The organism is Cellulomonas sp. P5_C6, from assembly GCF_054049635.1.
On sequence record NZ_JBFULZ010000110.1, the window covers coordinates 1 to 13391 of the forward strand.

The 13391-nt window shown below is 75.7% G+C and carries 11 protein-coding genes and 1 pseudogene; 6 read left to right on the plus strand and 6 right to left on the minus strand.

The features are described from left to right. Positions 1 to 951 (minus strand): NAD-dependent epimerase/dehydratase family protein (locus ACXJKG_RS13130; protein ID WP_456846201.1); only part of this gene is annotated, 951 nt, incomplete at its 3' end. 65 nt (positions 952 to 1016) lie between these two features. On the opposite strand from ACXJKG_RS13130, the gene ACXJKG_RS13135 reads away from it, so the two are divergent. Next, entirely contained in the window at positions 1017 to 2408 is a 1392-nt protein-coding gene (locus ACXJKG_RS13135) for a zinc-dependent metalloprotease (protein WP_456846202.1), read from the plus strand. Positions 2409 to 2554: 146 nt separating this feature from the next. Here the strand turns inward: ACXJKG_RS13135 and ACXJKG_RS13140 are convergent. Continuing rightward, a pseudogene (locus ACXJKG_RS13140) lies at positions 2555 to 3133 on the minus strand (YgjP-like metallopeptidase domain-containing protein); the annotation flags it as partial. Between the two features lie 191 nt (positions 3134 to 3324). Between ACXJKG_RS13140 and ACXJKG_RS13145 the strand changes: the two are divergent. After that, positions 3325 to 3483, plus strand: coding sequence for a DUF5679 domain-containing protein (locus ACXJKG_RS13145; protein WP_370504085.1), 159 nt, complete (start codon positions 3325 to 3327; stop codon positions 3481 to 3483). A gap of 112 nt (positions 3484 to 3595) precedes the next feature. Then, complete coding sequence (locus tag ACXJKG_RS13150) at positions 3596 to 4624, plus strand: thiamine biosynthesis protein ThiF (protein ID WP_456846203.1); 1029 nt, start codon at positions 3596 to 3598, stop codon at positions 4622 to 4624. Between the two features lie 9 nt (positions 4625 to 4633). Here the strand turns inward: ACXJKG_RS13150 and ACXJKG_RS13155 are convergent, their stop codons facing one another. Next, positions 4634 to 4987 carry a WhiB family transcriptional regulator gene (locus tag ACXJKG_RS13155; RefSeq protein ID WP_456846204.1) on the minus strand — a complete coding sequence of 118 codons (354 nt, stop codon included), beginning with the start codon at positions 4985 to 4987 and terminating at the stop codon, positions 4634 to 4636. 487 nt (positions 4988 to 5474) lie between these two features. Then, positions 5475 to 7475, minus strand: a complete 2001-nt coding sequence (locus ACXJKG_RS13160; RefSeq protein ID WP_456846205.1) for an ATP-dependent helicase — start codon at positions 7473 to 7475, stop codon at positions 5475 to 5477. Positions 7476 to 7665: 190 nt separating this feature from the next. Between ACXJKG_RS13160 and ACXJKG_RS13165 the strand changes: the two genes are divergently transcribed. Continuing rightward, on the plus strand, positions 7666 to 7926 hold the full coding sequence (locus ACXJKG_RS13165) for a mycoredoxin (RefSeq protein WP_456846206.1): 261 nt from the start codon (positions 7666 to 7668) through the stop codon (positions 7924 to 7926). Positions 7927 to 7929: 3 nt separating this feature from the next. Here the strand turns inward: ACXJKG_RS13165 and nudC are convergent, their stop codons facing one another. Next, positions 7930 to 8907: an NAD(+) diphosphatase gene (nudC, locus tag ACXJKG_RS13170; protein ID WP_456846207.1), complete on the minus strand. Its 978-nt coding sequence runs from the start codon at positions 8905 to 8907 to the stop codon at positions 7930 to 7932. Between the two features lie 98 nt (positions 8908 to 9005). Between nudC and ACXJKG_RS13175 the strand changes: the two genes are divergently transcribed. Both ACXJKG_RS13175 and ACXJKG_RS13180 read left to right on the plus strand, forming a co-directional pair. Further along, positions 9006 to 9947, plus strand: a complete 942-nt coding sequence (locus ACXJKG_RS13175) for a phosphotransferase (protein ID WP_456846208.1) — start codon at positions 9006 to 9008, stop codon at positions 9945 to 9947. After that, on the plus strand, positions 9944 to 10642 hold the full coding sequence (locus ACXJKG_RS13180) for a tyrosine-protein phosphatase (protein ID WP_456846209.1): 699 nt from the start codon (positions 9944 to 9946) through the stop codon (positions 10640 to 10642). The genes ACXJKG_RS13175 and ACXJKG_RS13180 overlap by 4 nt, the downstream gene beginning before the upstream one ends. A 127-nt stretch (positions 10643 to 10769) precedes the next feature. Here ACXJKG_RS13180 and ACXJKG_RS13185 read toward each other — a convergent pair. Next, positions 10770 to 13391, minus strand: a 2622-nt coding sequence (locus tag ACXJKG_RS13185) for a 3'-5' exonuclease (RefSeq protein ID WP_456846210.1), incomplete at its 5' end; no start/stop codon positions are given.

A 13391-nucleotide genomic window follows, 5' to 3' on the forward strand; every position in this document is an offset into this window, starting at 1 on the left:
GCGGGTGCCCACGCGTCGCCCGGCCACCGCGAGCCGGCCCTGCACGCCCTCGAGCAGCACGTCGAGGCAGGCCGCACTCGACCAGCGCGGCTCCCAGCCCGCGGCCCGCAGGCGGTCGGCCGCGACGGTCCACGGGTACACGACGAAGGCGAGCTCGGAGGCCGGGGCCGGCAGCACGCCCACGCGGTGCAGCCGCTCGGCGGTGCCGAAGGCGGTCGCGGCCGCCAGCTCGATCCCCCGCATCCCCGCCGCGGCCTCGACCTGCGCGGGCTCGAGCACGTCGTCCGCCCCGACCGTGAGCACGCCCGCGAGCCCGCGCTCGACCGCGAACCGCGCAGCGGCCGCCACGTCGTCGACGTGCACGAACTGCCACTGCCGCGAGGCACCGCGCACCGTGAGAAGGCGCGGCGCCTCGAAGTGCCGGGTGACGAACGTGTCGACGCCCGCGCCGACCACCGCCGCCGGTCGCAGGATCGTCACCGACGGCACCTTGCGACGGCCGCCGCGGGCCAGCACCGCCTCCGCCGCCAGGAGGTCCCCGACCAGCCCGTCGCGGGCCGCCTCGTCCGCACCGGGCAGCGGGTCGGCGTCCTCGATCACCGGACGGTCGGGCCACGCGCCGTAGACGATCGCCGACGTGATGGCCACGACGTGCCGCGCCCCGGCGGCCCGGGCGGCGGCGAGCCCGCGCTGCGTGTGCGCGACGATCGCCGCCTCGCGCTCGCGGCGACCCTTGAGCGCGGAGGCCACGAGATCGCCCGGGTGCGCGACGAGCACGACGACGCTCGCGCCGGCCAGGGCGTCCGCCGGGCTCTCCGGCGGCACCTCGTCGATGCTTCGGACCTTGCCGCCCCAGGCGGCCGCCACCGCGGCCGCGATCGGCCCGCGACCGACCACGACGACGACGTCGTCGCCGGTGCTGCGCCCTGAGCGAATCTGCTCGCCCACCATCCCTCGTTCCTGTGCTGCGCGGTTACGGTGGTTCGCAGCCGGCCCTATCGTCGCAGGAGGTCCACGTGAGTCCCGACAACTCCGCTGTCCCCGGAGCCGATGGTGGCGTGCCCGCCTGGGAACAGGTGATGCGCGCGATGCTGGGTGACAGTGCCGACGAGGCCATCCGCGAGCTGCAGGAGCGCGGCTTCGACCCCGCGGCCATGGCCGCCGCGTCGGGCCTGCCCGACGACCCGGCGGCCCTGCAGCAGGTGTTCGCGCAGGTCCAGGCGCTGCTCGCCGCCTCGGGCGACGACCCGGTCAACTGGCAGATGGCCCACGACCTGGCCCGCCAGCAGGCCGCCGCCGGGGGCGACCCGTCGCTGACGAACGCACAGACGAAGCAGGTCCTCGACGCGCTCGCCGTCGCCGAGCTGTGGCTCGACGCCGCGACCGACCTGCCCCCGTCGACCGGCACCGCCCGGGCCTGGAGCCGCGCSGAGTGGGTCGAGGCGACGCTGCCSACSTGGCGCACKCTGACCGAGCCGGTGGCGTCGTCCCTGTCCATCGCCCTGGTCGGCGCGCTCGGCGGCGCCTTGCCCGAGGAGGCCGGCGAGGGGTTCGGTCTGCCCGGCGGGATCGAGCCCGCCCAGCTCCTGCGCCAGCTCGGCTCGGCCGTGTTCGGCATGCAGGTGGGCCAGGCCGCGGGCACCCTCGCGCACGAGGTGTTCGGCACCACCGACATCGGCCTGCCCCTCCTGGACAAGCCGGCGCCCGCGCTCGTCGCCGCCAACGTGGACGCGTTCGCCGAGGGCCTCGACGCCCCCGCCGAGGAGGTCCGCCTCTTCCTCGCCCTGCGCGAGGCCGCCGCCACCCGGCTGTTCACGCACGTGCCCTGGCTGCGCGCGCACCTGCTGGCGACGGTCGAGACCTACGCGCGCGGCATCGCGATCGACGCCGACCAGCTGGAGGAGGCCGTCCGCTCGATCGACGTGACCRACACCGCGGCGCTCCAGCAGGCCCTGTCCGGCGGCGTGTTCGCCCCGCACACCACGCCCGCGCAGGCCGCCGCGCTCGAGCGGCTCGAGACGGCGCTCGCCCTGGTCGAGGGCTGGGTCGACGAGGTCGCGGCCACCGCGGCGCTCCCCCACCTCCCGCACACGATGGCGCTGCGCGAGATGATCCGCCGCCGCCGGGCCGCCGGCGGCCCGGCCGAGCAGACGTTCGCCAACCTGGTCGGCCTCGAGCTGCGTCCCCGCCGGCTTCGGGACGCCGCCGCGCTGTGGGCGCAGATCGGTCGCGACAACGGCCCGGCCGCCCGCGACGCCGTGTGGGACCACCCCGACCTCCTGCCCGGCACGGAGGACCTCGACGACCCGTCGGGCTACGCGGCCCGCCGCCGGGCCGCCGTGGACGACGCCGCGGAGATCGACCGCGCGCTGGCCGAGATCCTGGGCGAGGACCCGGACACCGACTAGCGCGACCGGTGACGCCCTGAGGGGTCCCGCTCGGCCGTCGCGTCGCCCAGCTCCAGCTCGAGCTGGCCGAGCGCGTCGTCGTCCTCGCTGTCCGCTGCGAGCTCGTCCACCTCGTCCGTGACCACGTCCTCCGGCTCCTCAAGCTCCGTGCCGTCCACCTCGTCGGCCGGGTCCTCGTCGTCGACCCCCTCGCCGTCCGCGGGCGTCTGCGCGCCGCGCTCGGCGGCGTAGGAGTAGCCCTCGAGGAAGCCCCGGGCCCGCAGCGTGCGGGGGTAGCCGTCGAGCTCGGACCAGAAGTCGGGTCCGTGGCCCGCGTGCAGCAGGTGCGCGAGCTCGTGCAGCAGGACGTAGTCGAGCACCCACCGCGGCATGCCGCGCACGCGGTCGGAGATCCGGATCGTGCCCTCGGACGGCGTGCAGGAACCCCACCGTCGGCCCTGATTGCTCGACCAGCGCACGCTGGTGGGCCGAGCCCGACCGCCGAGGTACCGCGTGGACAGGTCCGCGGCGCGCGACGCCAGCTCGTCGTCGGACGGTCGGCGACGGCGCTCCTGGGCCGCGAGCCGGGCCAGCATGCGGCGGACCCACTCGTTCTCCTGCGCCCGCGTGAACCGCGCGGGGATGGCGACGATGGTCCGGTCGCCCTCCCGCCAGGCCGTCACCGTGCGCACGCGTTTGCGTGAACGACGGATCTCGACCTGTGACAGGTCCTGCGTGGGCTGCACAGGTGCACGGTAGCGCGGGGCACGCGAACGACCGGGTTCACCCGTCGGCTCCCGGCGCGTCCTGCGGGATTCCCGGGGCTGTGGGTGCCTCGGCTACTACTGTGGACGTCGCGCGGGCGTTGCTGCACCACGACGCCCGGCCGCCGGCCGGCGGTTCCCCGGTCCGGTGCACGACACCGAGGGAGGGCACCATGGCCGAGACGTATGCAGGCGAGTTCTACTGCGTGAAGTGCAAGGAGAAGCGCGAGGCCGAGGGCGACGTCGTCATCTCGGAATCCGGCCGCAGGATGGCCAAGGCCACCTGTCCGGTGTGCGGCACGAAGCTCAACCGCATCCTCGGCAAGGCCTGAGCTCCACCCCTTCGCCTCAGGGCATCGTCCCCCCGGACGGTGCCCTTCGGCATGTCCGGGGACTGTGGACGACGCGGTCCGGCGCGCGCGGCCCGCTGCAAGGGTGGGCCCCATGCGACTGCGAGCCGGACTGCGCGTGCTGCGGCGCACGGCCACCGAGGTCCAGGTGGGGACCGACCCCCGGTGGGCCGTGCGCCTGCCCGACCTGACCCCCGCCGAGGCCGACCTGCTGGTCCGCGTCGATCCCCGCACCGACCTCGCTGACCTCGGCACCCTCGCGGCCGGCCGGGGCGTCACCGCGGACCGGCTGCGCGAGATCGTCACCACGCTGACCCACGCCGGGCTGACCGAGGACGGGCCGCCCGAGCCGGTGCTCCGCGGGCCGGCCGCCGTCGACGTCGACGTGTGGTCCTTGCTGCGCGTGGACGCCGACGGCGCCGGGCTGGTGCGCCGGCGGGCGGACCGCGTCGTCGGGGTGCTCGGGCTCGGGCCGACCGGGCTGGGCATCGCCGTCGCCCTCGCGGCGGCCGGCGTCGGCACCGTCCTCGTCGACGACCGACGCCCCGTGCGCTCGACCGACGTCGGGGTGTGCGGCTACCGGTGGGCCGACGTCGGGTCGGCCCGGGAGCACGTGGCGCCCCGGCTCCTGCGCGACGTCGCGCCGAACGTGTCGACCACCTCCGACCGCCGGCTCGACGCCGTCGTGCTCGTCGAGGACCACGCCGCGGACCCGCTGCGGGGGCCGGCCCTCGTCGCCGGCTCGAGCGCCCACCTCGGCGTGGTCGTGCGCGAGGCCGACGTCGTCGTCGGACCGTTCGTCGTGCCGGGCGTCGGACCGTGCCTGCGCTGCCTCGACCTGCACCGCACCGACGCCGACGGCGCCTGGCCGGACCTCGGCACGCAGCTGCGCGCCGACCGGGTGGCACCGGGCGAACCCGGGGCCGTCGCCGCGGTCTGCGCCGGGCTGGGTGCGGCGGCGGTCCTCGCGCACCTCGACCGCACCCCGGGTCTGGCGCCGGGGGTCACGTTCGAGGTGGCGCTGCCGGACGCGGTCCCCCGCAGACGCACGTGGGCGGTGCACCCCGAGTGTGGGTGCACCGCCCTCCCCGCGTCGCCGGCCGGCGCGCAGGGATCCCGATGAACGACGGCCTCAGGCCGCGGGAACGGCGTTCTTCCGGGGGCGACCACGACCGCGCTTGGTCGCGACCACCACACCGCCGACGAACACCTCGCCACCCCAGACGCCCCACGGCTCTGCGCGCTCGATGGCGCCCGCCAGGCAGCCCTCCATCAGCGGGCACTCGCGGCACAGGGCCTTGGCCTGCTCGACCTCGGCCGTCCGCTCGGCGAACCAGAGCTCGGGGTCGCCCGACCGGCACGGGATGAAGTCGGCGACGAGCTGGTCGAAGGTCTGGCGGTCGTCAGTCGCCGTMGTGCTGTCGGTGAGGGGCCACGGGCCGGATCCGCCCTGGTTCACCGTGTCGAGCAGCGTCGTGAGCCGCACGATGTCCTCCTGATGTCCTTGCTGGTGAGCGTGTTGCGTCGGTGCCGGACCGATCGCCAACCCGTCCACCCGAGTCATCGGGAGAAACAGAAAGGCCGCGGGTCCGAGTTCGGACTCCGCGGCCTGAGGCCCTCTGTGAGGGTCAGATCATGGGAGTCCGGATGAGGTGCTGAGCGGGATCGGTCGCCGTACGACGCTTCGCAGGCCCGCCCGTGAGCTCCAGGGCGCCGCCGCCGATAGGCAGAGCGATCCCCTGGGACCGGAACGTGACGGGTGCGACGAGTCGCGGGAGGAACGCGTAAGCGTCCGGCGTCGCGATCATCGTGATGTTCTCCATCAGTGCACCCACCCCCTCTCCGGCTCGGACCCTCGCTTCTTCAGCGCGGTCCCTCAACAAGGACGTCGCCCACCCTAGGACAGGCCCAGAAACGCGGACAACCGATTTAACGAAGATTCCTCGAGAAATTTCTCGGAGCGCCCGACCGGCTCAGCGGACTGGCGCGTGGACCACCGCGCGGACGGTCGCGAGCACGTCCTCGCCGATGCCTGCGAGCGTGGTCGGACCGACGCCGCGGACCGCGCCGAGCTCCTCGAGCGTGCTCGGGCTGCGCTCCGCGATCGCGCGGATGGTCGCGCTGGTCAGCACCGACGCGGGCTGTCGCCGGACCTCGGCCGCGTGGGCGTCCCGCCAGGCCGTCAGCGCGTCGACGACCTCCTGCTGGTGGTCGTCGAGCTCGCGGCGCGGCCCAGCGGAGCGGCGGCGCTCGTCGGGCCACAGGTCCGTGAGGAACCGCGACACGCCACGGGTCGCACGCGCGCGGGGATGCCGGGCGCGGGAGTAGGACAGCTGCAGGTGCTCGCGCGCCCGCGTGATGCCCACGTAGAGCAGGCGGCGCTCCTCGGCCACGGCGGCGTCGGTCTGCGCCTGGACCGTGGGGAGCAGCCCGTCCGAGAGCCCGACCAGGAAGACGGCGTCCCACTCGAGACCCTTGGCGGCGTGCAGCGACGCGAGCGTCACTCCTTCGACCGTGGGGGCGTGCTGGGCGGCCGCCCGCTCGTCGAGCTCCGCGACCAGGTCGGCCACCGTCGGCTGGACGCCCGGCGTGGGGGGCGCGGCGGCGAGGGCGTCGGCGAGCGAGACGAGTGCCTGCAGGGCGTCCCAGCGCTCGCGCGCGGCCCCCCGGCCCTCGGGAGGCGAGTCGGTCCAGCCCGCGCTGCGCAGGATGTCGCGCACCGACTCCGGCATCGGGACGTCCGGGTCCGCCGAGCGAGCCCCCCCGCGCAGGAGGACCAGCGCCTTGCGGACGTCCGCCCGGGCGAAGAAGCGGGCGTTCCCGCGGACCTGGTAGGCGATCCCGCGGTCGGCCAGGGCCGCCTCGAACGCCTCCGACTGCACGTTGGTCCGGAACAGCACGGCGATGTCGGCGGCGGAGACCCCCGTGCGCACCAGGTCCGCGATGCCCTGGACCACCCCGGCGGCCTCGGCGTCGTCGTCCGGGTAGGCGACGTACGAGACGTCGGGCCCGTCCGGTCGCTGCGCGCGCAACGCCAGCGGCGGCGGGCCGCCCGCCTTGCGCGCGGCGTCCATCACGTGGTTGGCCAGGCCGACCACCTGCGGCGTCGAGCGGTAGTCCCGGACCAGCTCCACGGTGGTCGCCCGCGGGTAGGTCGCCGTGAAGGAGGTCAGGTGGTGGGCCGTCGCGCCCGCGAACGAGTAGATGGTCTGGCTCGGGTCGCCGACGACGCACAGCTCCTGCCGGCCGCCCAGCCACTGGTCGAGCAGGTACTGCTGCAGCGGGCTGACGTCCTGGTACTCGTCGACGACGAAGTGCTGGTACTGCTCGCGGACCGAGTCGGCGACGTCCCTGCGCTCCGCGAGCATCGCCGCGAGGAGCAGCAGCACGTCCTCGAAGTCGATGACCCCCTGCTGGTCCTTGGCCGACTCGTAGGCCGCCATCAGCCGCGCGACCGACTGCGGGTCGGTGCCGCCCGGGCCGGGCCGGTCGGTCGCGGCGGCCGCCTTGGCGTAGTCGTCGGCCGTGACCAGCGAGACCTTCGCCCACTCGATCTCCGAGGCGAGGTCCCGCACGCTCTCCCGGTCGGTCTCGAGGCCGACCAGCTGCGCCGCGTGCGCCACGAGCTTGACCTTCTGCTCGAGGATGCGCGGCGGCGGACCCCCGACGACCTTGGGCCAGAAGAACCCGAGCTGCCGCAGCGCCGCCGAGTGGAACGTGCGCGCCTGGACGCCCGACGCGCCGAGCAGGCGCAGCCGCGTCCGCATCTCCCCCGCCGCCCGCGCGGTGAACGTCACGGCCAGCACGTTGGCCGGCCGGTAGGCGCCCACCTGGATGCCGTACGCGATGCGGTGGGTGATCGCCCGGGTCTTGCCGGTGCCCGCGCCCGCGAGCACGCGGACCGGGCCGCGCAGGGTGGTCGCGACGGCGCGCTGCTCGGGGTCGAGCGCATCGAGGAGGGCTTCGGCGGACATCGGGCACAGTCTCGCAGCACCCGCCCACAGCTCGGCACGTCCTGTGCACGTCAGGTACCGTCACCCGACCGAGCCGTCCCGCCGGCCCCGTCCGGCCGCCCGTCCCGCCCCCGGGAAGAGACAGGGCCACACCGGTGTTGATGCCTGGGGCGACGACCTCGCCCACGACCCTGCGACCACCCGAGGACCGATGACCACGCAGACCCTGCCCGACGCCGGCACCGTCACGATGTACTCCACGACGTGGTGCGGCTACTGCCGCCGGCTCAAGACGCAGCTGGACTCCGCGGGCATCGGCTACACCGTGGTCGACATCGAGGACCACCCGGACGCCGCGGCCCTGGTCGAGTCGCTAAACGGTGGCAACCAGACGGTGCCGACGGTCGTGTTCCCCGACGGGTCGGCGGCCACGAACCCGTCGCTCGCCCAGGTCCGCGAACGCCTCTCCTGACGCTCAGAGGGGTCCGCCGAACCACTCCTCCACCAGCGCCCGGGCGATCGACGCGCGCCCCGGCGGGATGACCTCGCCGGCCCCCACCGCCGCGGCGAGCTCGTCGCGGGAGAACCACCGGGCGTCGGTCAGCTCGACCCCGTCCACGGTGACCTCCGTCGAGGTCGCCGTCGCGCGGAAACCGAGCATCAGCGACGCCGGGAACGGCCACGGCTGGCTGCCGCGGTAGGACACGTCGCCGACGACGACGCCCGTCTCCTCCGCCACCTCGCGCCGCACGGCGTGCTCGAGCGACTCCCCCGCCTCGACGAATCCGGCCAGCGTCGACCACCGGCCGGCCGGCCAGTGCGCCGCGTGCCCCAGCAGCAGGCGGTCGTCGGCGTCGACGACCGCCATGATCACCGCAGGGTCGGTGCGCGGGTAGTGCTCCGAGGCGTCGACGAGGCAGACCCGGATCCACCCCGACTGGCCCAGGCGCGTGGGTGCGCCGCACCGGGGGCACCGGGGGTGCCGGGCGTGCCACGAGTCGAGGGCGACCGCCGTCGTCGCCAGGCCCGCCTCCTGCGGGGACAGCGCGGCGCCGATGTCGCGCAGCGACGCCCACGCGAGCCCGGCGCGGAGCACCGGCTCCGCGCTCGTGGCACCGCCGTCCTGCGCGCCGTGCACCAGGACGTCCGAGGCCTCCCCCACCCGCGGCGCCGGCCGGCGCTCGGGGACGCGGCGCGCCAGGTACACCWCGTCGGCGTCGCCGCGGCCCAGCAGGAGCCACTCGCCCGGCTCGGGCAGCAGCTCCGCGACGTCCGCCGGGGTCAGCAGCGCGACCCGCGGTTCCGGGGTCGCGACGACCGCGCCGTCGCAGACCAGGAGCACGCGAGTCGTCTCGTCGGCGAGCGCGGCGGGCACGAACGCGTCGTCGACGCGCAGCAGCGCGGCTCGGTCGATGCCGGCGCGGGACAGCGGGAGGTCATCCGGAACGATCACGCGGTTACGGTACGCGGCCCCCGGAGAGGGACGAATCGGACGGAGACACGCCGGGCCACGCGGACGGCTCAGCCCGGCGGCCCGCCTATCCTGGGCGCGTGGTTCGATCCCCTCTCGCCCTGGCCGCGCTGGCGACCGTCGCCGTCCCGGGACTCGACGCCTTCGACGTCCGACGGCCCGCCCAGCCCGGGTCCGACTTCGACACGGCCGTCGTCATCGACGCCCACCGCAACCGTTGGGTGGTCCGCGCCCCGCAGCACGCAGCCGCAGGCGCCGCGCTCGAGGCCGAGGTCGTGGTGCTCAGCAGGCTCGCCGCCGAGGTCGAGCGCGGCACGCTCCCCTTCGCGGTGCCCGCCCCCGTCGGCTTCGCCCACCTGCCCGAGGGCGGCCGCGCGGCCGTGCACCCCGAGATCCCCGGCGGGACCCTGCGGCTCGAGCACCTCGCACCCGGACCGGGCCTCGCCGCCTCGCTCGGACGCGCCATCGCCGCCGTGCACGAGCTTCCGACCAGCCTCGTCGAGGACGCCGGGCTGCCCGTGTACGACGCCGGTCAGTACCGCGAACGCCGCCAGGCCGAGGTCGACGAGGCCGCCAGGACCGGCAAGGTCCCGCCCGCTCTGCTGCGGCGCTGGGAGGAGCGGCTCGAGGACGTCGCGCTCTGGCGCTTCCGGCCCACCGTGACGCACGGCGACCTCACCAGCGACCGCGTGCTCGTCGCCGGGGACGCCGTCACCGGCGTGCTGCACTGGGGGGACGTGTGCGTCGCAGACCCCGCCGACGACCTGGCGTGGCTGCTGGTCGCCGCCGTCCCCGAGGTGACCGACTCGATCATGGAGGCGTACCAGCTGCGCCGGACCGAGCTCACCGACCCGCACCTCGCCGACCGCGCCCTGCTCGCCGGTGAGCTCGCGCTCGCCCGCTGGCTGCTCTACGGCGTGCGCTCGCAGGACCAGGACATCATCGACGACGCCGTGGGGATGCTCGAGGACCTCGACGCCCACACCCGGCGGGACGCCGAGGCCGAACCCCTCATGGCGTGACCGATCGCTCGGTCGCCTGGGGCGGGCTGCACAACGCGCGCGACCTCGGTGGGCTGCCCACGGGTTCCGGGACGACGCGGTTCGGCCGCGTGTTCCGGGCGCCACGGCTCGACGGGCTCGACGAGCAGGGCTGGGAGGAGCTGGTCTCCGCCGGCGTGCGGACGATCGTCGACCTGCGCAACCCGCACGAGATCGCGCCCCTGGAGCTGCCGAGCGGCGTCACCCGGCACCACCGCCCCGTCGAGGTGTGGGAGGACCGCGACTTCATGGCGCGCTGGGGCGACCACCTCAACTCGCCCGTGTACTACCGCGCGAACCTCGAGGCCTGGCCCGAGCTGATGGTCGCCGTGGTCCGGACCATTGCCGACGCACCGACGGGCGCGGTCGTCGTCCACTGCTCCGCCGGCCGCGACCGGACCGGCCTGGTCACCGCTCTGCTGCTCTCGCTGGTCGGTGTCCCGGAGGACGAGATCGTGGACGACTACGCGCGCAGCGTGGTCGCCATGAACGAGCACGCCGCCGCGGGACGCAGCGACGAGGTCGCCCTGAGCGGGCCCGAGCTCCGCCTGTGGCTGGACGAGGTCACCGGGCACCTGCGCGACCTGCTCGCGGGGCTCGACGTGGCCGAGTACCTCGACGTCCATGGCGTGACGGCCGACGAGCTGGCACGGGTGCGCGCGCGGTTGCTCGACTGAAGGCCGGCACCCGTCGGCGCGTCGGCGACGCGCGCGAGCGCCCTCGACGCGTCGGCGACCGGACTCCTTCGATTCGGCGCGGCCGTCTGGGCCACCGCGCCGGTCCGTCGCGGTCGGTCGTGCTGGCTCAGTCCGTGTCGAAGAGCGTCGGGGACGTCGTCGGTGCCGGGCGGCGGCTCGGCGACGCGTTCGAGCCCTCCCAGCCCGGTCGGCGCCGGCCCGGGCCGTTCACCTTGGGTGCCCGGCGGTTGGGGCGGGGTCCGGCGACGGCTCCGGCAGCCTGCGGGTCCTGGGTGGCCGCCCGCAGCAGCGCGGTGATCTCGGACTCGTCCAGCAGCCTCTCCGGGTAGACCGTGACGCCCGCGCCGACGTAGCAGAACGCCGCGCGCACCCGGTCGACCGGCGTGCCCGTCCAGCGCGACCAGGCGAGCCGGTAGACGGCCAGCTGGAGCTCGCGGGAGGCACGGGCGGCGTCGTCCTTCGGGGGTGCGCCCGTCTTCCAGTCGACGACGACCACGGCGTCGGTCGCCGTCCGGCCGTCCGAGTCGATCGACGTCTCGCCGTCGCCGCCGGCCGCGTCCGCGTTCGTCCGTTCGACGTCCGGGAACACCGCGTCGATCCGCGAGCGCAGGACGTAGCCGTCGACGGAGGTCTCGATGTCCACCTCGACCGCCACGGGCGAGCGGTCGGCCCACTCGGTGGCCAGGAAGGCGTCCCGCAGCGCCTGCTCGTCCAGGTCCAGCGTGGCGGAGTCGTCGTCCGCACCCGGGAGCGCGTCGACGTCGACCAGCGACGCGCTGCCGTACCAGCCCTCGACCCACGCGTGGAACCGGGTGCCGCGACGGGCCTGCGGCGACGGCTCGGCGGGCACGGGTCGGCGCAGGTGCTGGGCGAACTCCGCGGGGTCGCCCTCGAGCCTGACCAGCGCGGACGCCGACAGGTGCGCCGGGAGCTCCACCTCGCCCGACGGGGTGCGGACGCGCTCACGCTCCTCCAGCAGCCGTTCGGCGAGCACGTCCCACGGGTGCTGCGGCGGAGCCTCGGGCGTCGCGCCGGTCGGGTCGACCGGTGCGTCGCCGGGGGCGTCACCCTCGCTCGCCTCGACGAGGGGTCGGTCGTCGGCGACACCCTGCCGCACCATGGCGGCGCGGACGTGCTGGGCCGCCGCCTCGACGAGCGCCCGTCGCGTCGGTCCTGTCTCCGTGCCGGCGGGGTCGGCCGCGAACGGGTCGGCCGGCCACGTCGCCGTCAGCGTCAGCGAGGCGCGCGGGTTCGTCCCGTCCTCGGCGGGCGCGTCGTCCCAGCCCGCCGTCTCGACCAGCCCGGCCTCGGCGAGCTCGGTCAGGAACGTCGAGACCTTGCGGACGCGCGAGCCGTCCCCCCACCACGCGGCCGTGAGCAGGAGGTCGGACCGGGCACGGGTCAGGGCCACGTAGGCGAGCCGGCGCTCCTCGGCGACCTCGTGGTCACCGGCGTCGAGGACGAACCGCTTGCGGCGCTCCTCCAGGTCCTTCGGGTCCGCCGCGCCCGCATAGGCGAAGACGGGCAGGTCGTGGCGGTCGCCGCGCAGCGGGTACGGCAGGGAGCCGAGCCCCGTCAGCCACGCCGAGTCCTTGGGTCCCTCCTTGCCCTGCGTCGGCGTCGCCGGCAGGCCGCCGTCCACCAGGCCGGCCACGGCGACGACGTCCCACTCGAGCCCCTTGGCGGCGTGCACCGTGATGAGCTGGACCGCGTCGGGGTCCGGCTCCGAGACCGGCATGTCGAGGCCGTTCTCGCGGGAGTCGGCCGCCTCCAGCCAGGCGAGGAAGCCGCCGAGCGAGGGGTGGTCGGCCGAGCGGGCGAACTCGACGGCCACGTCGCGGAACGCGTCGAGCTGCGCGCGTGCCCGCCCCGGCGACGTCCGGGCGCGCGCCGCGACCTCGATGTCGAGCCCGAGCAGGCGCTCGGCCTCGCCGACGAGCTCGGGCACCGACAGGTACGTGTGCGCCCGGAGCACCCGCAGCGTCGCGGCCAGCTCGCCCAGCCGCGCACGGCCCACCGCGCTGAGCGTCCGACCGCCGCGACTGGTCCACCCCGCGGCCGGCAGCTCGGAGATCGCGTCGAGCGCGTCCACGATGCTCCGCTCGTCCACCGCGTCCGCCTCCACGACGACGTCGGCCGGCCCGACCCCGCCGGCCGCCTCGTCGACAGCGCCCGCATCGACCCGGGCCCGCGTGCGCGACGTGCCGCCGTGGCGGGCCGCGAGCTCGCCGGACCACGCGGCGAGCGCGTGCAGGTCGGACGCGCCCAGTCGGGTGCGCGCGCCGGTGAGCAGCCGCATCAGCGCGTCGCCGCGCGACGGGTCGTGCGCGGTCTGCAGCAGCGCGACCAGGTCGACCACCTCGGGCGCGGAGAGCAGCCCCCCGAGCCCCACGACCTCCACCGGGAGGCCGGCGTCGCGCAACGCCCGGCGCAGGGGCTCGAACTGGGACCGCTTGCGGCAGAGCACGGCGGCCGTGACCCGGTCGCGTCCCGGACCGGCCGGCTGCCACCGCTCCCGCACGAAGCGGGCGACCGCCCGCGCCTCGTCCTCGAGCGTCTCGGCGACGTGGGCGTGCACGCGGCCCTCGCCCGCGCCGGGTCGGGCCTCGAGCACGGGCACGGCGACCCGGGTGGCCGACGCGCGCAGGGGGCCGGCCACCTGGTTGGCCGCCGCCAGGATGAGCCGGTCGTTGCGCCACGAGGTCGAGAGCTGGTGCACGTCGGCGGG

Excerpts from the sequence above, each read along its gene's own strand:
- ACXJKG_RS13165 (WP_456846206.1), top strand. The coding sequence starts at position 7,666 with ATGACCACGCAGACCCTGCCCGACGCCGGCACCGTCACGATGTACTCC.
- ACXJKG_RS13160 (WP_456846205.1), bottom strand. The coding sequence starts at position 7,475 with ATGTCCGCCGAAGCCCTCCTCGATGCGCTCGACCCCGAGCAGCGCGCC.
- ACXJKG_RS13145 (WP_370504085.1), top strand. The coding sequence starts at position 3,325 with ATGGCCGAGACGTATGCAGGCGAGTTCTACTGCGTGAAGTGCAAGGAG.
- ACXJKG_RS13150 (WP_456846203.1), top strand. The coding sequence starts at position 3,596 with ATGCGACTGCGAGCCGGACTGCGCGTGCTGCGGCGCACGGCCACCGAG.